The 22,767-nt window shown below is 53.5% G+C and carries 17 protein-coding genes and 1 pseudogene; 9 read left to right on the top strand and 9 right to left on the bottom strand.

Features of this window, described 5'->3' with window-relative positions:
• Window positions 1-10 precede the first annotated feature (10 nt).
• From ACIOYV_RS11465 to ACIOYV_RS11455, 3 genes and pseudogenes are all read left to right on the top strand, one after another.
• On the top strand, window positions 11-3,181 hold the full coding sequence (locus ACIOYV_RS11465; RefSeq protein WP_401323752.1) for an efflux RND transporter permease subunit: 3,171 nt from the start codon (window positions 11-13) through the stop codon (window positions 3,179-3,181).
• The gene (locus tag ACIOYV_RS11460; RefSeq protein WP_401323750.1) at window positions 3,178-4,602 is read left to right on the top strand and encodes an efflux transporter outer membrane subunit; all 1,425 of its coding nucleotides are present in this window, start codon (window positions 3,178-3,180) and stop codon (window positions 4,600-4,602) included. Before ACIOYV_RS11465 ends, ACIOYV_RS11460 begins: the two co-directional genes overlap by 4 nt.
• Window positions 4,603-5,811: 1,209 nt before the next feature.
• Window positions 5,812-6,658: pseudogene (locus ACIOYV_RS11455) on the top strand (GGDEF domain-containing protein).
• A gap of 344 nt (window positions 6,659-7,002) precedes the next feature.
• Here ACIOYV_RS11455 and ACIOYV_RS11450 read toward each other — a convergent pair.
• Window positions 7,003-8,289, bottom strand: a complete 1,287-nt coding sequence (locus tag ACIOYV_RS11450; protein WP_401323749.1) for a CitMHS family transporter — start codon at window positions 8,287-8,289, stop codon at window positions 7,003-7,005.
• 107 nt (window positions 8,290-8,396) lie between these two features.
• On the bottom strand, window positions 8,397-9,323 hold the full coding sequence (locus ACIOYV_RS11445) for an SMP-30/gluconolactonase/LRE family protein (protein WP_401323747.1): 927 nt from the start codon (window positions 9,321-9,323) through the stop codon (window positions 8,397-8,399).
• 324 nt (window positions 9,324-9,647) lie between these two features.
• Here ACIOYV_RS11445 and ACIOYV_RS11440 point away from each other — a divergent pair, with 324 nt between their 5' ends.
• The 4 genes from ACIOYV_RS11440 (at window position 9,648) to ACIOYV_RS11425 (ending at window position 14,076) form a co-directional block, all read left to right on the top strand.
• The gene (locus ACIOYV_RS11440) at window positions 9,648-10,589 is read left to right on the top strand and encodes a hydroxymethylglutaryl-CoA lyase (protein ID WP_401324022.1); all 942 of its coding nucleotides are present in this window, start codon (window positions 9,648-9,650) and stop codon (window positions 10,587-10,589) included.
• Window positions 10,586-11,785 carry a CaiB/BaiF CoA transferase family protein gene (locus ACIOYV_RS11435; RefSeq protein WP_401323746.1) on the top strand — a complete coding sequence of 400 codons (1,200 nt, stop codon included), beginning with the start codon at window positions 10,586-10,588 and terminating at the stop codon, window positions 11,783-11,785. The genes ACIOYV_RS11440 and ACIOYV_RS11435 overlap by 4 nt, the downstream gene beginning before the upstream one ends.
• An 83-nt stretch (window positions 11,786-11,868) precedes the next feature.
• Window positions 11,869-13,185, top strand: coding sequence for an MFS transporter (locus tag ACIOYV_RS11430; protein ID WP_401323744.1), 1,317 nt, complete (start codon window positions 11,869-11,871; stop codon window positions 13,183-13,185).
• 123 nt (window positions 13,186-13,308) lie between these two features.
• Window positions 13,309-14,076, top strand: coding sequence for an IclR family transcriptional regulator (locus ACIOYV_RS11425; RefSeq protein ID WP_401323742.1), 768 nt, complete (start codon window positions 13,309-13,311; stop codon window positions 14,074-14,076).
• A 19-nt stretch (window positions 14,077-14,095) separates the two neighbouring features.
• Here the strand turns inward: ACIOYV_RS11425 and ACIOYV_RS11420 are convergent, their stop codons facing one another.
• Window positions 14,096-15,010 carry a LysR family transcriptional regulator gene (locus ACIOYV_RS11420; RefSeq protein WP_401323740.1) on the bottom strand — a complete coding sequence of 305 codons (915 nt, stop codon included), beginning with the start codon at window positions 15,008-15,010 and terminating at the stop codon, window positions 14,096-14,098.
• 137 nt (window positions 15,011-15,147) lie between these two features.
• On the opposite strand from ACIOYV_RS11420, the gene ACIOYV_RS11415 reads away from it, so the two are divergent.
• Entirely contained in the window at window positions 15,148-15,762 is a 615-nt protein-coding gene (locus ACIOYV_RS11415) for an NAD(P)-dependent oxidoreductase (RefSeq protein WP_401323738.1), read from the top strand.
• 171 nt (window positions 15,763-15,933) lie between these two features.
• Here the strand turns inward: ACIOYV_RS11415 and ACIOYV_RS11410 are convergent, their stop codons facing one another.
• The 3 genes from ACIOYV_RS11410 to ACIOYV_RS11400 form a co-directional block, all read right to left on the bottom strand.
• Window positions 15,934-16,668, bottom strand: a complete 735-nt coding sequence (locus ACIOYV_RS11410) for an SDR family NAD(P)-dependent oxidoreductase (RefSeq protein ID WP_401323737.1) — start codon at window positions 16,666-16,668, stop codon at window positions 15,934-15,936.
• 134 nt (window positions 16,669-16,802) lie between these two features.
• On the bottom strand, window positions 16,803-17,240 hold the full coding sequence (locus ACIOYV_RS11405; RefSeq protein ID WP_401323735.1) for a CopD family protein: 438 nt from the start codon (window positions 17,238-17,240) through the stop codon (window positions 16,803-16,805).
• Window positions 17,237-17,590 carry a DUF3817 domain-containing protein gene (locus ACIOYV_RS11400; RefSeq protein ID WP_401323733.1) on the bottom strand — a complete coding sequence of 118 codons (354 nt, stop codon included), beginning with the start codon at window positions 17,588-17,590 and terminating at the stop codon, window positions 17,237-17,239. The genes ACIOYV_RS11405 and ACIOYV_RS11400 overlap by 4 nt, the downstream gene beginning before the upstream one ends.
• A gap of 167 nt (window positions 17,591-17,757) precedes the next feature.
• Here ACIOYV_RS11400 and ACIOYV_RS11395 point away from each other — a divergent pair, with 167 nt between their 5' ends.
• Window positions 17,758-18,702 (top strand): GlxA family transcriptional regulator, encoded by a 945-nt coding sequence (locus ACIOYV_RS11395; RefSeq protein ID WP_401323731.1) that lies wholly within the window; start codon window positions 17,758-17,760, stop codon window positions 18,700-18,702.
• A gap of 140 nt (window positions 18,703-18,842) precedes the next feature.
• Here the strand turns inward: ACIOYV_RS11395 and ACIOYV_RS11390 are convergent, their stop codons facing one another.
• Genes ACIOYV_RS11390 through ACIOYV_RS11380 form a run of 3 tightly spaced genes read right to left on the bottom strand, consistent with a single transcriptional unit; the run spans window position 18,843 to window position 22,764 of the window.
• Window positions 18,843-20,894 (bottom strand): dipeptide ABC transporter ATP-binding protein, encoded by a 2,052-nt coding sequence (locus ACIOYV_RS11390; RefSeq protein WP_401323729.1) that lies wholly within the window; start codon window positions 20,892-20,894, stop codon window positions 18,843-18,845.
• Between the two features lie 23 nt (window positions 20,895-20,917).
• Window positions 20,918-21,814: an ABC transporter permease gene (locus tag ACIOYV_RS11385; protein ID WP_401323727.1), complete on the bottom strand. Its 897-nt coding sequence runs from the start codon at window positions 21,812-21,814 to the stop codon at window positions 20,918-20,920.
• Entirely contained in the window at window positions 21,811-22,764 is a 954-nt protein-coding gene (locus ACIOYV_RS11380; protein WP_401323725.1) for an ABC transporter permease, read from the bottom strand. Before ACIOYV_RS11380 ends, ACIOYV_RS11385 begins: the two co-directional genes overlap by 4 nt.
• Between the last annotated feature and the right edge of the window lie 3 nt (window positions 22,765-22,767).

The following is a 22,767-nucleotide window of genomic DNA, read 5'->3' as shown; positions in this document are numbered from 1 at the left end:
GGGGCCGACCATGGATTTTTCCAAGTTTTTCATTGAACGGCCGATTTTTGCGATCGTACTGGCGATCATCACCTTCGCCGTCGGCCTCATCGCCATTCCATTAATGCCCATCAGCGAATACCCGGAAGTCGTGCCGGCGAGTGTCGTGGTGAGAGCCACCTATCCTGGCGCCAATCCCAAGGAGATTGCCGAGTCCGTCGCAACGCCGCTTGAGGAAGCGATCAATGGCGTCGAAGGCATCATGTACTTGAAGTCGGTTGCCGGCTCAGACGGGAGCCTGCAAGTCGTGGTCACCTTCCTGCCCAATGTAGATCCAGACACTGCGGCCGTACGGGTTCAAAACCGCGTCAGCCAGGCGCTTTCGCGATTACCCGAGCAGGTACGTCAGTACGGTGTCACCACTCAGAAGCAATCGCCCACGCCGCTGATGTACGTCAGCCTTTATTCGCCCAATAACACTTACGACTCGCTGTACCTGCGCAATTACATGACGCTGCATGTGAAGGACGAATTGTCCCGTATTCGCGGGATCGGGGACGTCGGTTTGTACGGTGCAGGCGACTATGCGATGCGCCTTTGGCTCGACCCCGACAAGCTGGCGTCTCGCGGCCTCACCGCCAGTGATGCGCTGAACGCCGTGCGTGAGCAGAACGTCCAGGTGTCGTCCGGTCAACTCGGTGCGGAACCTTCACCGAAAGCCAATGATTCGCTGATTTCGATCAACGTTCGTGGGCGTTTACGCAGTGAGAAAGAATTCGCTGACATCGTGCTGAAAAAAGGCGCAGACGGCCAACTCGTCCGGCTGGGCGATGTCGCCCGGATTGAGCTTGGCGCTGGTGACTACACCATGCGTGCCTTGCAGGATCAACAAAATGCCACCACTGCCGGTATCTTTCTGTCTCCAGGTGCCAACGCTTTGGGCGTGGCCGATGAGGTCTACAAGAAATTTGATCAACTGGCAGCAGATTTCCCCAAAGATATTGCCTACAAAGCGGTATGGGATCCGACCGTATTCGTGCGCGAATCCATCACTTCCGTGCAGCACACGCTATTTGAAGCGGTCTTACTTGTGGTGTTGGTGGTAATACTGTTTCTGCAAAACTGGCGAGCTTCCATTATTCCGTTAATCGCGGTTCCAGTATCAGTGGTCGGTACTTTCGCGTTTCTCTATTTACTCGGTTACTCGATCAATACCTTGACCCTGTTTGGGTTGGTGCTGGCAATCGGCATTGTGGTCGACGATGCGATCGTAGTGGTGGAAAACGTCGAGCGCAATATTGAAGAAGGCTTGAATCCGCGAGACGCCGCGCATAAGGCGATGCGTGAAGTATCAGGGCCGATCATCGCCATTTCTCTAGTGCTGTGCGCTGTTTTCGTGCCAATGGCGTTCCTCAGCGGTGTCACGGGCGAGTTCTACAAACAGTTCGCGGTGACCATCGCTATCTCAACGGTCATTTCCGCAGTGAACTCGTTGACTCTATCGCCGGCCTTGGCAGCAAAATTGCTTCGTGGTCACGACGCGCCGAAGGACGGTTTGTCGCGGCTGATTGACACATCGCTCGGTTGGTTGTTCCGACCATTCAACAGGTTTTTCCTGCGTAGCTCTGAACGCTACACCGGCGCCGTCTCAAGGGCGTTGGGCCGCCGCGGATCTGTGTTTTTTGTCTACGCATTGTTGCTTGGCGCCACTGCGATGTTATTTCAGCAGGTGCCGGGCGGCTTCATTCCTACCCAGGACAAGCTCTACCTGTTCGGCGGCGCAAAATTGCCGGAGGGAGCTTCGCTATCTCGTACGGATGCTGTGACCCGGCAGATGATCGATATTGCCAAGGGGGTCGAAGGTGTCGATATGGTGCCCGCATATGCCGGATTGAATGCGCTGCAAAACGTCAATACTCCGAACCTCACGGCTTTGTACATCATCCTCAAACCGTTCGATGAGCGGACCCGCAGTGCTGCATCAATTAACGACGAACTCAACGCCAAGTTCGCGGCGATCAAGGATGGCGCGGCCTATGCACTGTTGCCGCCTCCGATCCAAGGGTTGGGCAACGGATCCGGGTATTCGCTGTATCTTAAAGATCGAGCGGGATTGGGGTATGGCGCGCTGCAAAATGCTCTGAACGCGTTTCTAGCGGAAGTCGCTCAGACCCCAGGCATGACTTACCCAGTCAGTTCCTATCAAGCAAACATTCCGCAATTGGAAGTCAGTGTCGATCGTTCCAAGGCCAAGGCCCAAGGTGTATCGCTGACCGATCTTTTCGACACGCTGCAAACCTATTTGGGCTCCGTCTACGTCAATGATTTCAACCAATTCGGCCGCGTCTATCGTGTTATGGCCCAAGCGGATACTACGCATCGCCAAACTGCTGAAGATATAGGCAACCTGCGGACCCGTAACGATCGCGGGGAAATGGTGCCCATCGGTTCGGTGGTGACCGTGCAGCCCACTTTTGGTCCGGATCCTGTGATTCGCTACAACGGCGTGGCAGCGGCCGACGTGATTGGGGATGCCGATCCTAAAGTATTTTCATCCGCGCAAGTCATTACCAAGCTCACCGAGATTGCCGAACGAGTTCTACCGCGTGGTATCGAGTTGGAATGGACCGACTTGAGCTACCAGCAGGTGAGCCAAAGCAATGCTGCACTGATCGTTTTCCCGCTAGCGGTGATGCTGGTCTTCCTTGTGCTCGCGTCTCTTTATGAAAGCTGGACGTTGCCGTTGGCGGTCATCTTGATCGTACCCGTGTGCATGTGCTCGGCACTGGTAGGGGTGTGGCTTACCGGAGGCGACAACAACGTGTTCGTTCAGGTTGGGCTAGTGGTACTTATGGGCTTGGCCTGTAAGAACGCCATCTTGATCGTCGAGTTCGCCCGAGAACTTGAAATGCAGGGCAAATCTATTGTGGAGGCGGCGCTGGAGGCCTGTCACTTGCGACTCCGCCCAATCATCATGACCTCCGTCGCATTCATTGCAGGCTCCGTTCCCCTGTTGATAGGCCATGGTGCAGGCAGTGAAGTCCGATCGGCTACGGGCGTTACCGTCTTTGCCGGCATGCTAGGGGTGACATTATTCGGCCTGTTCTTGACTCCGGTCTTCTATGTGGCACTACGCAAGCTGGCAACGCGCGGTGAACCGCGCAAAGCGGCCAAGGGTTTGGGGCTGGAGGTGCAACAATGAGTCTGAAAGCCGTTCTTCCGAGCCTTCTGGTGCTGGCCCTGAGCGCCTGCGCCGTCGGCCCGGATTACCAGACCCCAGCCACGGAGGCGGCCCACATCACGGCCGCTACCGATGGCGCCGCCGGGCAAAAGAACTTTGACCGTTCGCAGTTCGAAGGCATCTGGTGGCAGCAATTTGAAGACCCGACCCTCAACCAGTTGGTGACGCAGTCCCTGCAAGGCAACCGCGATTTGCGCGTCGCTTTCGCACGCTGGAAAGCGGCCCGGGCGATTCGCGATGACGTCAGCAATGACGCCATGCCGACCATCACCAGCCGCGCCAGCAGTGATCTCGGCAAAGGACAGATCCCCGGCCAGACCACCAAACGGGTCAATAGCGAACGCTACGACCTGGGTCTGGACATGGCCTCGGAAGTTGACCTGTTTGGCCGCATCCAGCGCAACCTGGAATCGGCCGACGCCGAACAGCAAGCGCTCGAAGCCGACCTGTATCAACTGCAGGTCAGCATGATTGCCGAATTGGTGGACGCCTACGGTCAACTGCGTGGCGCACAACTGCGCGAAAAGATTGCCCTGGCCAACCTGAAAAACCAGCAGGATTCGAGCAAGATCACTTTGAGCCTGCGTGATGCCGGCGTCGGCGATCAACTTGATGTGGTCCGCGCCGATGCACGCCTGGCGTCTGTTGAGGCCAGCGTGCCCCAATTGCAGGCTGAGCAGGTTCGGCAGAAAAACCGCATCGCCACCCTGCTGGGGGAGCGTCCGGACAAATTGACCGTTGACCTGAGTCCGAAAGACTTGCCGGCGATTGCCAAAGCGTTGCCCATTGGTGATCCAGGTGAACTGCTGCAACGTCGCCCGGACATTCTGAGCGCAGAACGCAAACTGGCTTCCGCCACGGCGCGGATCGGCGTGGCCAAGGCTGATTTGTTCCCGCGGGTCAGCCTCAGCGGCTTCCTCGGCTTCACGGCCGGGCGCGGTTCACAAATCGGTTCATCGGCGGCCAACGCTTGGGCACTGGGTCCGAGCATCACTTGGGCAGCGTTCGATCTTGGCAGTGTGCGAGCGCGTTTACGCGGCGCCGATGCCGATGTCGAAGGCGCACTGGCAACTTACGAGCAACAAGTGCTGCTGGCATTGGAAGAATCGGAAAACGCTTTCAGTGATTACGGCAAACGTCAGCAACGCCTGATCTCACTGATTCGCCAGAGTGAATCGAGCCGCAAGGCAGCTGATCTGGCTGAAATTCGCTATCGGGAAGGCACCACCGACTTTCTCGTGCTGCTCGATGCTCAGCGTGAACGGTTAATTGCAGAAGACAGCCAGGCCCTGGCTGAGGTCGATGTGTATCGTGGCATAGTGTCGATTTACAAGGCTCTGGGTGGGGGTTGGCAGCCGGAGGCGGTCGCAAGCAGCAAGTAATCGTTAGAAAATCTCCTTTGGTTGGGTTTGCCAACCTTTTTTAGCCTCGTGTCTCATTCGGTCGCGAGGCTTTTTTTGCTTGCTGGTTTTTGATTGTCATATTTATATCCTTCGTGGACTAGAAAAGACCCATGAGTTTAAATTTATCTAACTATTACATGTTTTTTAGTGCTTTGGATAAATTGCCAAAAGTACTGGCAATTGATGAAAGTTGAATCAGCTTCGAACTTCAGCTTTGCATTAAAGGGTTACAAATGTTTCAGTGCTTTGAAACGGTAGTGATGATTTTTAATTATTTTGCGTGTAAAATATTTATCTAGCTTATGTTCTTTGTCGAAAATTTTTCGTAAATAAAATTTTTCACTGAAGACATAGACCAGGCCGGTGAGGTGTAATTATTTAACCTGTGATCTACTTTTTTACGAAAGAAAAGCAGGTGTGATGGGTGTGTGATTTTCAATGAGTCTATTGATTTGCATGGGTGCTACTTTTATGAATACACGATTTCAATGGCCAGCATACAGGTTTATTTTTTCAGGAGGGTTGATTTTACTGGCAGGTAGTTCAATTCTCTGCGCATTAAGTGTGGTCTTTCCTAGGTGGCCAGCTTGATTTTTTAATAGTCGGATCCATTGCCATTCAGGCGTTGGTAGGCCTGCTATCGATTGCGTCAGCTCTCATTCAGCGACACCTGTTAACAGAGCAAGTGTTAACTGAGAGAGCAAAAACAGAAAAAGCAGTGGCGTCGAACGATAGGTTTGAGCGGTTATTTAAATTTGCAAGCCATATAGCCGTAATTACAACTGACAGTTTGGGAAGTTTGACCTCATTCAGTGAGGGGGCTAAAAAGTTGTTCGGCTTTGACGTCACTGATTTATTAGGCGAAGATTTCATACGAGCGCTCCACTTGGAACATAGGTCAGGTCAGGGGCAAGCCTGTGTTGAAGGGGGGATCTGAGCTTTCCATTGAAACAGTATATGAATTATGTAGCGCCAGCGAAGGATCTGTAGCAAGCGGACAATGGTACTTTAGGCACCTAGATGGTCGTTTAGTTATAGGAGATCTAAGGGGGACGTCCTCTTGCGATTCAAGAGGTGTTTTGGAAGAATATTTCTGGGTTGTCTTCGATGTCACAGAGCGCGAAGAAACCTATCAAAAATTGAAGCAGAGCAAAACTTTTGAAGTTGGTGACGCAGCGTATTCCCAATATGCTTTATCAGTATCAGATGAAGTCGTTCGGGAATGATGGCAGATTTACCTATTGTAGTGAGGGCATTCAGCGTGTGTTCGGTCTGGCTCCGGAGGATGTAGTGGGCCTCTCTTATGCCGATAGCCTTTTATTTAAGCTTGTGTATCCACCAGACATGGAGAAGATCATTTCAGCAACTGCTTCCTCAATGGTGGAGAGCGGTGCATCTTACTGTGACTTTCGTCTTTTACTCCCCGACAATTCATTGCGTTGGGTGCGCGGTGATTTTTTTACAGAGCGTCAACCGGATGAGAGTTACATTTGGTACGGCTCCTGTACTGATATTAATGAGCTGAAAGCCCGTGAGGAAGCTTTTCGTAACCAGGCAATTACAGATGAGCGGACAGGTATTTACAATCGGCGTTTTTTTATGGAGAGCCTATCGCGTCTAATATCACAAGCGCGTCGACATGAGGTAGGGCTCTCTTTGATTATGATCGACTTATCATTTCAAACAAATCAATGACCGCTGGGGACATGAGACAGGCGACCATGTACTGCGGCAGACGTGTGATTTGATCCGGGATCGGATACGTATAACTGATGTTTTTTGTCGCGTAGGTGGGGAAGAGTTTGCGATTTTATGTCCCCATACTGATGGTTCGAATGCCACCCATTTGGCTGAGCAACTGCGTCAAACCTTGGCTGGACTGCCTATCGCCGTTGTAGGATCTGTTACTGCAAGTTTTGGTGTGGCAAGCTGGGTTTATGATGAAAGCGAGAATGAGTTATTGCGAAAATCTGACTTAGCTACTTATAGGGCAAAGGCTAGCGGTCGTAACAGAGTCGAATTCAATCCGGAATGAATAGATAGCTATGAATTTGAAAAGACCAGGTGCGCCATAAAATGGGCACCATCGTCTTCTTCGACAGCACCACCAATTCGATCGCCTTTGGCGCTAAAGATTGCACTAGCCAGCGTGCAATCACGCACGTCCACTCTGGCTTACCGCCCGCTAGTAGCTATTCGAAATCTTCGCCGCTGGCATTCCGTTGAAAGGCCCGGCCAACAGTAAGTTATAGGTGCAAATGGCGGTCAATCTGCTTGCCTGTGCGAATAACGCGACTAACCAAGGCTCGTATAGAAATAAGTACAGCGACAATAAAATGCCCGTGTCAAAGGACATGGGCATTTTTATTTATCAGATTTTTAATAGATGACTTTGATCGCACCCACTCCGATAGCTGCCATAAGCATTATTAATACGGTTCCAAGCATCCATTTTAATGATACGCGTTGGTTGTCACCGTAATCAATGTCCAGCAATCCGCATAATAGGTAGGTTGATGCTACTAAAGGACTAAGTAAGTGAACTGGTTGACCTATTAGCGATGCAATTGCCATTTCTTGTGGGCCTATGCCGTAGTGAGCAGCTGATTGGGCGAGGATAGGTAAGACCCCGAAATAAAATGCATCGTTTGTCAGCACATAAGTAAAAGGCATACTGAGCAGGGCAGTGATCAAAGACATGTAATGACCAGCCTGTTCTGGCAATATCATGATTAGATTGTCAGAGATCGCCTTGATCATTCCAGTGCCACTCATGATTCCGACGAAAACGCCCGCGGCGAAAATTAGGAGTGTTACGGCCATGACATTGTCAGCATGCCTAGCGATGACCTCCTTCTGCTGTTTTAGGCTTGGATAATTGACCAAGCAGGCGAGCCCGAAAGCCAGCATGAATAGGATTGGTAATGGCATCAAACTGAGCATCATTCCCGTGATCAACGCGATCGTCAGTAAGGCGTTAAACAAAAACCGTGGATCTTTTAGGCGAATATGCGCATATCCCTGCAGCACTGCGTCTTCACTCACTGTGACTACACCCAGTCGACGATACTCCATACGACCCAGCCACCAAGCGGCGAGCACCACCCATGCCGCTCCCGCGATCATGATCGGAACCATTGCGATGAACAGTTCGGTGATGTCAACATGCATAGCACTAGCAGCGCGAGAAAATGGCCCTGCCCATGGCAGTATATTCATTACTCCGATGGCCATGAGTAGGACGGTCGCCATTACTTGCAGCCGAATGCCAGTCAGGCGATAAAGTGGCAAAAAGGCCGCCGTAGCGATTATGTAAGTTGTTGCGCCGTCACCATCAAGTCCTATACATAGTCCCAGAACAGCTGTTCCCACGACTATCTTGCGAGGATCCCCCTTCACCATACGTAGCAACACTTTAATCAAAGGATTGAAGAGCCCTGCGTCAGTCATTAGACAGAAATAAAGGATAGCAAACGTCAGCATGATGCCCGTGGGCGCGAGCATCTTCACGCCGTCGAACATCATTGTGCCAAGTTGGGTTGCAAAACCACCTAAGCATCCGAATGCAACGGGAACGAGTAGTAGGGCTACTAGGGGTGACAGGCGCTTGCTCATAATCAGATACATAAAACAAACGATCATCGCGTAGCTTAAAAATATTAACATGGGTATCCCTTTTATTAGTCTTGTAGGGCAGGCGCGGTGAGCGCGCGCCTTTCTCTGGCCGAATTAGCCCGGTGTACGTTGCACACAGACTTCAGTACTTAGTTGGGTCAGAGGTGGGAAAACATCGGTAGACCTACGTGTTTGAGATCAGCGATTAACACCGTGCTGGTTGATGAGTCTGTGATAAACAGTTGCTTATTGCTCTTACCGCCGAATGCCAGATTTGTGAGTGTGCGTCCTTCGGTACAGGACCGAATACGGTAGAGCGGAACGGCATGGGGATCAAATACCCATACACATGCATTTCCCGCATCACAGACATAAAGATTTCCGGCGCAGTCCATTGCCATTCCATCTGCGCCACTGACGCCCCCAGCCATGGCTGTGAAGATGCCCACTTTGCTGGTGCCACCATCTCGTTGTATCGGCAGGCGCCAAACTGCATTTCCGCGAGTCATTGCGACAAACAAAGCATTCTGCTGAAGATCCATAACCAAGCCATTCGGGCTAGGTCCGTTATCTATCAGTAGGGTCAGAATTTCTTTTTCCAGGTCGTAAGAAAATACTCGGCCGGTTGGATCTTGCTGGCCGGTCTGACCTTGATCCGTAAAGTAGAGTTTTCCTTGCCTATCAAAAAACAGATCGTTGACTCCCTTAAATCCTTCGCTGCGACTGTGCGTCAAAAAAGGCGTGATTGTGCTAGTGGCGGGATCAAGGACAAGAATTCCTTGTTTGTAGTCAGCGATGAAAATCCGACCGTCACGGTGGATCTTCAAACCGTTGGGCCAGCCGTCATATTCGGTGACAAGCTCCCAGTTTCCTTCCGGACTTATTCTAAAAATGCGGCCGTAAGGGATGTCGGTTACGTAGAGGTTCCCATGCACGTCGAAGGACGGCCCCTCGAGAAAGCTTTTGACCTCCTGCCCGGGTTTATTAGCGCGCACCCAATCGGAATCCCCGTCTCTCCAAAAGGCTTGCGGCAGCGTTGTAAACACTCGAGTCGGTAAATCGCTTGGCGGGGCATACAGGGTCACAGGATCAACTCCTACCAGGGCGGCGGAGAAAGTAGTCACCAAGCGCAGGTGTACTAATCTTTTCGCAGCATTGTTGTTGTTCTGCCAGACAGAATCATGTGTCCTCTGGCAGAACAAATGTCGATGCAATTTCATTTCTTGTCAACCCATCATCCACCGGAAGGCTTGCATCTGGTCGCTGAGCTGCACCCTTTCGCCTAACGCTCAAACGACGGTGTTCCCATCCAGAAGACATTGACACTAAGAAATCTTGCGCTCATGATTTAATTCAGAACGACATTCTGCTAGATGGAATGCATGGAATCAATTTCCGGAGAACCGGCGATGGGCGACAAAAAAAAAGCAGACATTTTGATCAGTGAAGTAGGCCCGCGTGACGGCCTGCAAAGCGTCAGTGCAACTATGCCTACCGAGTTGAAGCTGAAATGGCTGACCGCTTTGGCTGACTCCGGACTCGGCGAAATTGAGGTCGGCTCGTTTGTCTCACCAAAATTGCTTCCGCAAATGGCGGACGCAGCACAATTAGTCGCTCATTTGCGGAAAAGATCGGATGTTTTTGTGACCGCCCTAGTTCCGAACCTCAAGGGAGCCGAGGCAGCGTTCAAAGCAGGTGTGCAGAAAATCACGATGCCCATTTCAGTGAGCGAACCACACTCGTTAGCCAACATTCGCAAGACACATGAACAGGTTTACGAAGAGGTTCGATCTATCGTGCTGCTTCGGAACGAACAATTTCCTCATGTGGAAATTGAGTCCGGCTTGTCGACAGTCTTCGGGTGCACCATTCAAGGCGAAGTCCCTGAAGATGATGTACTTCGTATGGCTTTTCGCATGGTCGAATTGGGCGTTGAGGAGGTCGGGTTAGCCGATACCGTTGGTTACGCAAATCCAACTCAAGTTCGTCGTCTATTCACAAGGTTGCGCGGTGAGATAGGTGCCAAAGCAGGCAGCGCGCATTTCCACAACACTCGAGGTCAAGGGCTTGCCAACGTCGTTGCCGCACTGGACGTAGGTGTCACGACTATCGACGCGTCCCAAGGCGGGCTCGGGGGTTGTCCTTATGCACCCGGCGCCTCGGGCAATATCGTCACCGAGGACCTCGTCTATCTGCTTGAGTCCATGGGGCTAAACACTGGCGTCGACATCGACAAACTAGTCGCCGCTCGTGAATGGCTGAAACAAGGGTTACCTGGCGAACCGCTTTACGGGTTCATCCCTGACGCCGGCGTGGGTAAAAACTTTCACTACGCTGGAGGCGCGCGATGAGCCCGCAAAATCAGAACATTCAAACGTTGCCTTTGGCAGGCATCCGGGTTGTCGAGTTCGTGCACATGGTGATGGGTCCAACTTGCGGTTTGGTGCTTGCCGACTTGGGTGCCGAGGTAATCAAAGTCGAGCCGACGCCGGAAGGCGACAATACTCGGCGTTTGACGGGATCCGGTGCCGGCTACTGGATGACCTATAACCGGAACAAAAAAAGCTTTGCTGTCGATATCAAAACGAAGGAAGGCATGGCCGCGGTCCGCAAGTTGATTGAAAGCGCGGACGTAGTCACTGAGAACTTCCGACCCGGCGCGATGGAAAAGCTTGGCCTGGGTTATGAAGACTTAAAGGCGATCAAGCCCGACATCATCTACAGCTCGATGAAAGGTTTTTTGCCGGGTCCATACGAACACCGCACGGCGCTGGATGAAGTGGTGCAGATGATGACCGGACTGGCTTATATGACGGGGCCGGAGGGTAGGCCGTTGCGAGCTGGTGCATCCGTTAACGACGTAATGGGTGGCATGTTCAGTGCGATCTCGATCCTTGCGGCGCTTTTGCAGCGCAACGCGACCGGCGAGGGGCAGTTTGTTCAGACGGGCCTCTTTGAAAACTCAGCATTCCTCGTCGGCCAGCACATGATGCAAATGGCGACGACAGGCAAGCCTGCTGCGCCTATGCCAAGCCGTCTTTCAGCGTGGGCTATCTATGACGTCTTCACCACCATTGATGATGAGCAGGTCTTCATGGGCGTAGTGAGCGACAGTCAATGGGCCAGCTTTTGCCAAGCCTTTGGGTTTGAGGAGCTTGGGCGTGATCCTGATCTAGCCAAAAACACCCAGCGAGTTCAGGCTCGCGCGACAATTTTGCCATTGGTGAAAGAGCGGCTTGCGAACCTATGCAAACAGGAAGTCATGGATCTTTGTGAGAGGGCAGGTCTACCGTTTTCTCCCATCCAGCGTCCTCAGGATCTATTTGAGGATATTCATCTGAACGAGTCCGGAGGCTTGGCACATTTAATCCTGGAAAGTGGAGAAGAGGTGAAAGTCCCGATGCTGCCATTCGAGATGAATGGTCGGCGTATGGACGCTCGCTTGAATGTGCCTCAGTTGGGAAGCCATTCAGAAGAGTTGCTCCAGGAGATGGGCTACGCAACGACTGACATTGAAGTCTTGCTCGGGCGAGGGATAGTCCGCTAGTCGCTCTCAAAAATCCCTGCAACACATCCGCTGGCGGTAATTCCCCCCGTCAGCCATATAAAAATAAAGTCGAGGATCCCGTCATGACTATTGTCACGACATCTCCACGTTCTCCGGAAAGCTCCGCGTTAAATGTCCTAAGTGCGGAACAGACCCGCGTTCTTCATAAGGCCGCATGGCGCCTGATCCCATTGCTCGCACTAGCCTACTTTTTCAATTATCTGGATCGCACTAGCGTTGGCTACGCTGCACTCCAGATGACTGATGAGTTGGGCCTTACAGCCACGCAGTTCGGCCTCGGTGCGGGAATCATGTTTTTTGGATACTGCTTGTGCGAGGTGCCGAGCAACCTGGCAATGTTTCGATTTGGCGCCAGGTTGTGGATGGCCAGGATCATGATCACTTGGGGCTTAGCGGCTGCCGCAACTGCGCTGGTCATTGGTCCATACAGCTTTTATGTAGTGCGCTTGATTCTCGGTATAGCTGAGGCAGGTTTCTTTCCTGGCGTCATATTTTTCCTGACACTCTGGTTTCCAGCGCAATACCGAACTAGGGTACTCGCATGGTTTACGGTGGCGACTCCAATTTCTTTTCTGGTAGGCGGGCCACTTTCAATTTGGCTTTTGCAGATGCATGGATTTCTAGGCCTGGCAGGTTGGCAATGGATGTTCATCATTGAAGGTATCCCGGCCTGTATTTTAGGAATGATCACTTTGAAAGTGCTGACGAACCATCCAGCGCAAGCAAAATGGTTGTCACACAACGAGCGTGAATTGCTCGCCGGCATGCTGGCTGATGAGCAGAGCAAGGGCCAACACAGTCATGGCTTCAAGGCCGCGCTAAAGGATCCGAGGGTTTGGATTCTCAGCACCATTACCTTCAGTTTCACGCTCGGATCCTACGGTATTGGTATTTGGCTGCCTCAGATGCTTAAGGCCCACGGTGTTGAAGTCAGCATGATTGGTTGGGTTGCGGCGATTCCTTATTTCTTCGCCACCATTGGCCTTCTAATCTGGGCGAAACACGTTGACCGAACAGGCAAGGGCATTTTCAACCTAACTCTGGCGATGCTGCTTGCAGGATTCGCGTTGTTGTTCGCGCTTAAGATGGATTCATTGGTGCCCGCATTGGCCGGTATCACGCTAGCCTTGGTAGGCACGATCGCTGGCAAGACGATTTTTTACACACTGCCAGGGAAGTTTCTCCGCGGCCAAGCGGCTGCAGGAGGGATTGCCTTGATAAACTCAATTGGAGCCTTTGGCGGTTTTGTGGGTCCCTATCTGATGGGCTTTCTCAAGGACTATACCGGCTCATTTACGGCAGGTTTGACGGTCATGGGGTGCATCATGTTCGTGGCCGCAGGGATGGTTCTGTCTTTGCGCCTTTTCCTACGCGAGTAGTGACGTACTGGCCCCAGCGAAGCCGAAAAGGTATCTTAGTCGTATAATTGTGTACCTTGGACTACCCCGATAAGGCTGCTTTCTGCGGGTAGTCGAGGGGTTATTACCTGACGCTGAGTTGATATGAATACCGAAACTGACGCTAACTTTTCTAATCAGTCCATCGGCGGGGAAGGGGGCGGAGTAGCCGCTGTCGATCGTGCTTTTTCCATTCTTGCGGCCTTCCAGGTCGAACAGGAAAGCCTGACTCTTGCGGAACTCGCGCGACGGACCGGGCTTTATAAAAGCACGATCCTGAGGTTGATTGCATCGTTAGAAAAGGCCGGATTTGTGCGGCGCCTAAGTGATGGCAATTATTCGGTTGGTCCAGAGCCTCTTCGTCTGTCGCAGCTCTATCAAGCGTCTTTTCGCCTACGCGATGTCATCCATCCATTGTTGGAGTCCATCACAGAAGAGAGTGGCGAAACGTCTTCTTTCTATGTGCTCGAAAATGGAAGTCGTGTCGTATTATTTCGAGTTGAACCCAAACGCGCAGTGCGTGTTTCTGTACTAGAGGGCGCGCGTTTTCCATTACATGCCGGTGCGTCAGGAAAGATTCTCCGGGCTTTTTCTCGACAGGGCGACCCAATGCTAACTGACGTGCGAGAGCGGTTTTGGGCTAGCTCTTTTGGTGAGCGGGATCCCGAAACTACCGCGGTGTCCGTGCCGGTGTTCGCTATGAATTATGAGTTGAAGGGGGCGCTCACTCTATCGGGGCCGTCTGACCGGCTGCTACAGGATCATATTGCTAATGCAGCGTCGATCCTGTTACGTAATGCCGCCATTGCGACAAGCTCTCTGGGGGGGAACAATATGGAGCTGCGAGAGGCTCTGAAAAAACTGAACCCATAACTCAAAAAACGCATCGTTTTTACGAGGCAGAGGGCGCGGATTCCCAGTCTGGATTTCTCTGAAATCTCTCTGCGAGAAAGTCCAGCAGTGTCCTTAGGCTGGTCGGCATATTTTTACGAGAGGCATAGACTGCGTAAAGTCGTGCGCTCGGAGCAAGGTACTCGTTCAACACCTCCACCAGCTTGCCTGACTGTATTGCCGGCGCGGCAAGATAGCGCGGCAACATCGCGATACCCCCGCCCGCCAGTGTTGCTTGCATCAATGTCGATGTTTCATTGCCTCGAATGTTGCCACTTACAGGTACCGAAACTGTTTCGCCATGATGTTCAAAGTGCCAGATGTTTTTGCCAAAATAAAAATGACTCAAGCAGTTGTGTTCGCGTAGATCCTGAATATCTTGTGGCGTGCCGTGTTCTGCAAGATAGGCGGGAGATGCACATATGACAGATCTGCAGCGTGCCAATTCCCTGGCAATAAGATTGGGATCTAGTTCATTGGATATGCGCAGAGCAAGGTCAATCCGCTCATCGATCAGGTTAACTGTACGGTCTGCTGAAACGATATCGATTTCCACCTGCGGATAAAGTCGTAAATATTCGACGATGGCTGGTGCCAAGTGCACCTGACCAAACGATGTACTGACAGTTACTCGTAGCAATCCTGACGGCGTAGCGGGGCGTGCGGCAAGCGAAGATTGGATGTCGCCTGTTAGGTCAAGGATTTGGTGGCACCTTGGAAGCAGATCCATTCCGGCGGGTGTAACGCTGAGTTTGCGAGTCGTACGATGCATTAGCCTCACACCAGCCCACGCTTCCAACTCTGCCAAATAACGCGATACGACTTGCCTCGAGAGGCCGAGTTTATCTGCGGCTGCTGACATGCTGCCACGTTCCACAACCGTTACGAAAACTTGTATAGCGCCGAGCTTATCCATTTATTAGGCCGATATCAGTGACAAACTATCGTAAATCTTAGCATTTTTCGGACGGTATTCGGTCGTTACTATGGTCTGCCTGACGATTATTGTCGGCAAAAAACATCATCCCTCCTGACAGATGCGAGTAATTATTTATGATCAAAATAGCCATCATCGGTGCTAGCGGTAACGTGGGAACTCAACTCGTAGCTGAAGCATTGAGTAGAAATCATACGGTAACTGCAATTGCGCGTGATCCATCAAAGCTGGGCGTGCGCCCGGATCTAAACCTCAAGCCTGTTGACCTAAACGATTCAACTACACTAATTAAAGCCATTGCGGGACATGATGTGGTTATTAGCTCAGTGCGTTTTTCCGGGCTAGTACCTGAAACCCTTATCAACGCGGTAAAGAAATCCGATGTTGATCGATTTATCGTCGTGGGTGGTGCGGCCAGCTTGAATTTGGCTTCCGGTACGCGTTTACTTGATTCCCAATATTTTCCGGAGGAGTACAAACCCGAAGCCAGCGCGGCGGCTGAGTTTCTTGCCGCTCTGCGTGAGGAGCGTGGGCTTGTCTGGACTTTTGTTTCTCCTTCAATGGAGTTCCTGTCCGGTGAACGCACAGGTAAATTCCGTACAGGTCTTGACGATTTGCTGACAGACGACGAAGGCCGAAGCTGGATCAGCTACCAAGATTTTGCAGTCGCTCTCCTTGATGAGATCGAAAAGCCTGCTCATCTGAAGCAACGCTTCACAGTCGGCTACTGATCAAAGCGACTGCTCAAAAAAGGGGTGAATTTATTTCCACGGCGCGCGGTATGTTGCCGAATGTTTACCAATGCGCGTCGTGGCGTGGCGATAAGTACCTCGGAGATAGCGAGACTGATGACTGAAGTCTGGCCCCAGGTCGCGCGAGGACTTGACCAGAATGTCTGCACGTCAGACATGCTGTCCACCATTCACATGGATCTCAGCGCCGTTCACGTAAGAGGCTCCGCTGGTGCAGAGAAAGTAGATCAGAGACGCTACTTCCTCAGGTTTTCCCAAACGGTTCATGGGAACCAATCGCTCCACAATATCGGCAGTACCTGGCGATAGAATCGCGGTATCAATTTCTCCAGGAGCAATGGCGTTTACTCGCACCCCATGTGGACCAAAATCGTACGCCATTTCCCGTGTCAAAGCCGAGAGTGCTGCTTTCGAAGTCGCGTAGGCTACGCCGGCAAAAGGGTGGACCTTGGAGCCCGCTATAGAAGTGACGTTGATGATGCTCCCCCGGGCGGCCTTCAATTCATCGAACAGCCCCTGGGCTAACAGCGCGGTAGAAAACAAGTTTACGTTGAAGACCTTCAACCATGTGGCATAGTCGGTCTCCAGTACGCCGAGTCGACTGCCCTCCGGTCCTTTGGGGGAAATGCCTGCGTTGTCCACCAGTGCATCCAGGCGACCGCCCAATTTTTCCTTGATGGTCGCAATGCTCGTGCTGACGCTGTCGATATCTTCAAGATCCAAGTGGATATGGTTAAGCAATCCCTCGGCCCAAGGGCATTCAGCCACCCAATTTTGTCGAGACGCGGTGAATACTTCCCAGCCCGCTGCATTGAAATGCTTGACCGTAGCATGGCCAATTCCGCGGCTGGCGCCGGTCAATAATAGCTTTCTTTTTTCGCTCATGAGTTCACCTTTGTGAAGTGTGCCTTGCGCAGATTCGACCGGCTTTTAGCGTTTGATTGAGTGGCGTACGAGCATGAGTGTGACGAGGACTTCAAGGCTTTCGGCCGCGAAAATAAGTGAAAAAGTATTTCGAGCTAAGCTGCGAGCGGTGGCTTTGTCATCACGAGAAGGACAATGATCGAAGCAAAAAAGAGGCTAACACTTGCACCAAATCTTACAAAATTTGGCAACGGTCGAGAGTCGGCGCCAATCAGCCTTTGGAGCAATCCTGTCTGGATGCCTTGCAGTGCAGAAAGAACAAGAACGAATATTAATTTCAAAATTAGCCAAGGCGCAGGGAGCCAGCCACCCATAACGGCCGTACCTATTCCCAGTAACCAAGTCAGTAACATGGCAGACGAAGTCACGCCGTGGTTCCAGTATTTGAGTGCGACCATGAAGCGTCGCTCGCGAGGCATGTAGGGCGCAACAGAATTGCGAAGGCCAGCCAGAACGAGAGACAGCATCAACAATCCGCTCATCCAAGTGACTACCGCCACCACATGAAACGTTTTGAGCAGCAAATAAATCATTGAGCTTGCCCCAATCTCAAAGCTACCTGTTTTTTCTTGAATAGTCCGATGTTAAAAAATCCACCGCCCGGAATGAACGCCGACAAAAACAGCCGCAGTATTTCGCCACGCGTAAAAATGGGGTTTGCAAGTGACATACCGAGTAGCCAAAAGTACGTAACAAACGCTATCCCATGTACAGGTCCTAGCCAAGACACTGCTGCTGGAAAGCCCGCTAGGTGTTTCAGCGGCACTGCGATAAATAACAATGAGGCCAATGTGCTGGTTTCTATGATTGACGCGTACAACAGGCGGTTGAGAGCCTTATCACTAATGTCCGGCTCGGATGGTTTTGGGCTTGACGGGTTCACTAGCACTCCACTCTGGAAAGGCAGCACACTGATCGGGCGGAAATTCTAGGATTAATGCTTGTATGAGACCACTGGCTCGATTGACAATGTTCGAAGGAATTGAGCCATTTGCTTTCACGTCGCATCAATAGACGACAGAATTCATCCTCTTGCGGCGGGGTCAGCATATGCACCGTGTGGTAATCGTCGTTCAGCAGGATGTGGTCTCGTTTGACCTTTCCATTCCTTATGAGGTTTTCAGCCGGGTGACGTTGTCGTCAGGCGAGGCGGGATATCGAGTTCGTGTTTGTGCAGAGTACTCAGAAATCAAGACCTCGGGTTTTGGGTTGATGCTGAGATGGGGACTGGAGCAGCTCGCAGAAGCGGACACAATTATTATCCCCGGGACAGAAGACTTCTCTGGAGCGGTGTCTGACGCGTTGAAAGCCGCTGTGCGAGGGGCAATGGCAAACGGCACCCGAATTGCGTCGATCTGCAGTGGCAGCTTCACCTTGGCCGCCAGTGGTGTGCTCGACGGTTTACGCGCAACGACTCATTGGCGTGCTGTTTCTGAAATGGCCAGATTGTTTCCCAAGGTAAGGGTGGATCCCAATGTGTTGTTCGTCGATAACGGTCAAATTTTGACGTCCGCCGGAGCCGCGGCGGGACTGGACCTATGTCTGCACATGGTGCGCTGCGACTTTGGAGCCACCGTAGCCGCTGACGCGGCGCGCCTGGCGGTAATGTCGCTTGAGCGAGAGGGTGGCCAAGCGCAGTTCATCGTGCACTCTGCACCTGAATCAAATTCAGCCCTGGGACCGTTGCTCATTTGGTTGGAGGACAACCTTGACCAACCGTTGTCGCTAAAAACTATTGCAGCCCACGCTGCGATTAGCAGCAGAACGCTCAGTCGAAGGTTTCTCGAGCAGATGGGGGCAACTCCACTGCAATGGCTGTCTCGAGCGCGAGTACGGCGCGCGCAACTGTTATTGGAAACGACTCGTTTTTCAGTCGAGCAAATTGCCAGCAAGGCAGGCTTCGGCTCTTCAACGACATTGCGCGAACGCTTTCAACAACAACTGGGCATCAGTCCGCAGCGTTATCGCCGCGGATTTAACAGGCCGGATGACTGATTCAGGATACTTATGTCTGCATCCTTTCAGTGAATTCCGGGGCGTTAGCAATGGTGAGAATGTCGGTCCCTTGTACACAATGCCCCGCCCCTATAAGTGTTTTCTAATCGAACTTGCGCCCTAAACCGCCGCCCCTTTGACTAGAAATGCGAGGGAAGAGACACGGTATCGGGAAGTTTCTTAATTTCAGCGTGAGCTAAATGCTCTTTCTGATGGGGAAGTTCTTCAAATGGGATGTGACAGCGAATAAACCCTCCATGGATCATCTGCAAGGGCGGGCGACTCTCTGCGCATAGGGCGCCAACCTGTCTAGGGCAGCGCCCGGCGAGCGGGCAGCCTTGGCCGGCAATCGATGGCGAATTTGGCATCGCCGGCGGTTGTGGCACATAGTTGTCTTTACTCAGACCCGGCGCTGCACCCAGGAGCATTTCTGTATACGGATGTAATGGCGAATTAAAGAGTGCATCGGTATCGACCATCTGCATCAGTTCGCCGCGATAAAGGACGGCGACTCGGTCGGCCAACTGCCGCACGACCGCGAGGTCATGTGAGATAAACAGCATCGCAACGCAATGCTGCTCTTTGAGAGCCATGAGTAACTCGACAATTTTCGTTTGCACGGAGACATCGAGCGCCGAGAGGATTTCATCGCAGATCAACAGTTTGGGGTTGACCAGCAGGGCACGTGCAATCGCAACCCTTTGACGCTCCCCACCGGAAAGCTGTTCGGGAAAACGAGTCAGATACCCTGCATGCAGCCCAACATTTTCCAGAGCCGTCTCAAGTTTTTCAGGAGTAGATTCGATCGCGAAATGGTGCAGCGGTCGTTCAAGAATGGCCCGCACACTGCGGCGCGGATTGAGTGACGCATCCGGGTTCTGGAAGATGTATTGAATCTCCCGCAATTGCTGGACTGACCTGCCCGCGAGCGTAGGCTCCAACGCCTTCCCGTCAACGCTGATGGTGCCTGATTTAGGCGCGAGTCGCCCGCTGATGGCGCGAGCGATCGTTGATTTTCCGCTGCCCGATTCACCCACCAACGCCACGATCTCACCGGCGCGCAGTTCAAGATCGATATCCCGTGCGATGGGGATCGGCACTTTCCCCAACAGCTCTGCGAACCATCCGGACCGTGCGTAGGAAAGCGAGAGATTCTCCACTGATAATAATCGTGCCGGCTCCCGATCGGGCCGCAGGTTACCCGTCGCCGACGGTGTTGGATCTGGAGTGTCGGCGACGTCGGGCCAGCGCATGCAGGCGACGGATTGCGCGTCCGCCACAGGTATCAGCTCTTGCGGCGTCGAGCGACAGATGGCTGTCGCAAAGTCGCACCGCGGCTCGAATTTGCAGCCCTCGGCCATCTGATCCCGCCGTAGCATCCCGCGAAGACCGCGACCCGCACGATGGCCGTGTTGTACCGTCGGGATCGATCCGATCAACCCGCGTGAATACGGATGAGCAGGGTGCGATAACAACCGCTCGCAAGGCGCGACCTCGACGAGCTTGCCGGCATACATGACGCCAATGCGGTCGGCGATTTGCGCCAGCAGGGCGAGGTCATGGGTGACATAGAGCATGGCCATGCCAATGCGACTTCGCAGGTCCGACAGCAGCTGGATAATCTGCCGTTGCGTGGTGACGTCGAGTCCTGTGGTCGGCTCGTCAAGGACCAGCAGATCCGGATTGCATGAAACCGCCATGGCAATCGTCACCCGTTGCTGTTGCCCGCCCGACAGCTCATGGGGATAACGCCGGCTGAAATCGGGCAGCCCGACCAGGGCAAACAGGTCCGTGATGCGCTGTTCCATGGAGAGCCCGTCCGGCAGTGCCTGGTGAGTCAGGATCATCTCGCGTATTTGCTGGCCCACACGCATGCCGGGGCTTAACGCGGTTGTCGGATTCTGCGGGACCAGCGCAATGCGGTTGCCGCGAAGCTTTGCCAGTGAACGGGCGTCGAGCTTGAGCAGGTCGACCCCTTCGAATAACACTTCACCGGTCTGCACGCGGCTGTTGGCGGCGCCGTAACCGAGCAGCCGGTAGGCCACCGTGGATTTTCCGCAACCCGATTCCCCGACGAGACCAAAAGTCTCTCCCCGGGCTATTTCAAGGCAAACCCCTTCCACGACATCGGTCCAGCCGGTTCGTCCGGCGTAGGCGATGCCGAGGTTTCGAATCTCGATCAGCTTGGTCATGGTTCCAACACCTTTATTGTTATTCACGCGCCGACTACCGACCGTTGCCCGAGCATTCTCGATAAGCCATCGGTGAACAGATTCAGTCCGACCACGAGCGAAGCGAAGCCCAGGCCCGGGCCGAATACGGTCACCGGCGAAGCAATCAGCAGGCCGCGGTTTTCACTGATCATCAGGCCCCATTCCGGGGTCGGCGGCCGGATGCCGAAACCGAGGAATCCGAGTGCTCCGATCAGGATGGGCGCATAGCTGATACGCAGCGAGAACTCGACCAGCAGCACGTTGGCCGTGTTCGGCAGAATCTCGCGCAGAACGATCGACCAGGTACTCTCACCCCGCAGCTGGGCCACCGCCACGTATTCGCGCGTGGCGATTTCCATGGCGGCCGCCCGCGCAATCCGGGCGATCCGCGGCGTGTAGACCAGCCCGACCACCAGCACGATCAGGGCAGGTTCCCCGGCGAGCGCCGGCCCGGCCGCAATGATCGTCACCAGCGCCAAGGCGAGAAACGGGATGCTGATCATCGCTTCGACAAGCCGCTGCACGATCTCGTCGAACAGCCCACCGAGGTAGCCCGACACCAGTCCCAGCAGGGTACCGGCGACCATGCCCAGCGTCGTGCCCGCCAAGGCCAGCAGCAAGACAATGTGCGCCCCATACATGAAACGACTGAGGACATCGCGGCCGATCTGATCGACCCCCATCGGATGCAGCCACGACATACCGGACAGCGGCATGCCGGTGCCCATTTGTGCAAAACCGAAAGGCGTCCAGAACACCCCGACGAGGGCAAACAGCACATGCGCAATCAGGATGATCGAGCCCACCTTGAACGAGCCCGGCATCGCCAGCCAGCGTCGCAGGTAAGCAGAGAGGGTTGGTTGCGTCCGCACTCCGGACGTGATGTGGGTCAGGCTCATCGGCTGGTCCTCAGGCGCGGTTGAAGTAAAACGGCGCCGATGTCGGCCATCAGGTTGGCGGCGATGTACACCGCCGCGCTGATCATCACCGTGGCTTTGATCAGCGGAAGATCACGCAACTGCAAGGCATCGATCAGCAGGGTGCCAAACCCGGGGTAGGAGAAGACCCGCTCGACGATCACGACACCGCCAATCAGGAACCCCAGGTTGAGTGCCGTGATGTTGAGTGCCGGAACAATCGCATTGGGCATGGCGTGCCGCCACAGCACCGCATACGGGCGCAATCCTTTCAGTTCGGCGAGACGCACATACTCTGAACGCAGCACCTCGATCAGGCTGTCGCGCAGCACCCGGATGGCGTACACCGCCATGATGATGGCGAGGGTGGTCGCGGGCAGGATCATGGCGCGCAGATTGTCCAGCCAACTGCTGGCCTCGGACACCGTTGCCAGCGCAGGCAGAATGGGCATGGCCACGGCGAAGATAAACAGCAGGATCGTCGCCAGCAAAAAGTCGGGAAGCGACAACAGCACCAGTGTCACCACCGAAATGATGTGGTCGACCTTGGTCCCCCGATGGGTGGCTTGAATGACAGCCGGCACGATGGCGAGCACCAGGTACATGGCAAAGGCCAGCAGCGACAACAACAGCGTATTGATGATGCGCGGGCCGAGGACGTCAGCAATCGGCCGGCCGGTCGCAATCGACACCCCGAGGTCGCCCTGAAGCAAATCGCCCAGCCAGTGCAGGTATCTGCTGAACGCGGGGTCACCGAGGTGCAGTTGCTCGCGAAGCACTTCCAGTGCTTTTACGGTGGCGTCGCGCCCGAGGATTCGGGTCGCCACATCGCCCGGCAGGGCTTCGAGTATCAGAAAGATCAGCAGTGAGACGAGCAGCAGGGTGATGGCCGACAGCGCGACCCTGCTGATGACAAGCCGAAAAATGGTCATGTC

This window comes from Pseudomonas sp. NPDC087342 (genome assembly GCF_044744265.1).
In the GTDB taxonomy this organism is placed as follows: Bacteria; Pseudomonadota; Gammaproteobacteria; order Pseudomonadales; family Pseudomonadaceae; genus Aquipseudomonas; species Aquipseudomonas nunensis.
Note: the sequence above shows the minus strand (reverse complement) of the source record. Positions and strands in the feature narration are given on the sequence as shown.

What these genes read in the sequence shown, in the direction of transcription:
- ACIOYV_RS11380 (WP_401323725.1), bottom strand. Translation starts at nt 22,764, where the DNA reads ATGACCATTTTTCGGCTTGTCATCAGCAGGGTCGCGCTGTCGGCCATC.
- ACIOYV_RS11405 (WP_401323735.1), bottom strand. Translation starts at nt 17,240, where the DNA reads ATGATTTATTTGCTGCTCAAAACGTTTCATGTGGTGGCGGTAGTCACT.
- ACIOYV_RS11460 (WP_401323750.1), top strand. Translation starts at nt 3,178, where the DNA reads ATGAGTCTGAAAGCCGTTCTTCCGAGCCTTCTGGTGCTGGCCCTGAGC.
- ACIOYV_RS11430 (WP_401323744.1), top strand. Translation starts at nt 11,869, where the DNA reads ATGACTATTGTCACGACATCTCCACGTTCTCCGGAAAGCTCCGCGTTA.
- ACIOYV_RS11385 (WP_401323727.1), bottom strand. Translation starts at nt 21,814, where the DNA reads ATGAGCCTGACCCACATCACGTCCGGAGTGCGGACGCAACCAACCCTC.
- ACIOYV_RS11395 (WP_401323731.1), top strand. Translation starts at nt 17,758, where the DNA reads ATGCACCGTGTGGTAATCGTCGTTCAGCAGGATGTGGTCTCGTTTGAC.
- ACIOYV_RS11425 (WP_401323742.1), top strand. Translation starts at nt 13,309, where the DNA reads ATGAATACCGAAACTGACGCTAACTTTTCTAATCAGTCCATCGGCGGG.
- ACIOYV_RS11410 (WP_401323737.1), bottom strand. Translation starts at nt 16,668, where the DNA reads ATGAGCGAAAAAAGAAAGCTATTATTGACCGGCGCCAGCCGCGGAATT.
- ACIOYV_RS11435 (WP_401323746.1), top strand. Translation starts at nt 10,586, where the DNA reads ATGAGCCCGCAAAATCAGAACATTCAAACGTTGCCTTTGGCAGGCATC.
- ACIOYV_RS11465 (WP_401323752.1), top strand. Translation starts at nt 11, where the DNA reads ATGGATTTTTCCAAGTTTTTCATTGAACGGCCGATTTTTGCGATCGTA.
- ACIOYV_RS11390 (WP_401323729.1), bottom strand. Translation starts at nt 20,894, where the DNA reads ATGACCAAGCTGATCGAGATTCGAAACCTCGGCATCGCCTACGCCGGA.
- ACIOYV_RS11415 (WP_401323738.1), top strand. Translation starts at nt 15,148, where the DNA reads ATGATCAAAATAGCCATCATCGGTGCTAGCGGTAACGTGGGAACTCAA.
- ACIOYV_RS11440 (WP_401324022.1), top strand. Translation starts at nt 9,648, where the DNA reads ATGGGCGACAAAAAAAAAGCAGACATTTTGATCAGTGAAGTAGGCCCG.
- ACIOYV_RS11450 (WP_401323749.1), bottom strand. Translation starts at nt 8,289, where the DNA reads ATGTTAATATTTTTAAGCTACGCGATGATCGTTTGTTTTATGTATCTG.
- ACIOYV_RS11420 (WP_401323740.1), bottom strand. Translation starts at nt 15,010, where the DNA reads ATGGATAAGCTCGGCGCTATACAAGTTTTCGTAACGGTTGTGGAACGT.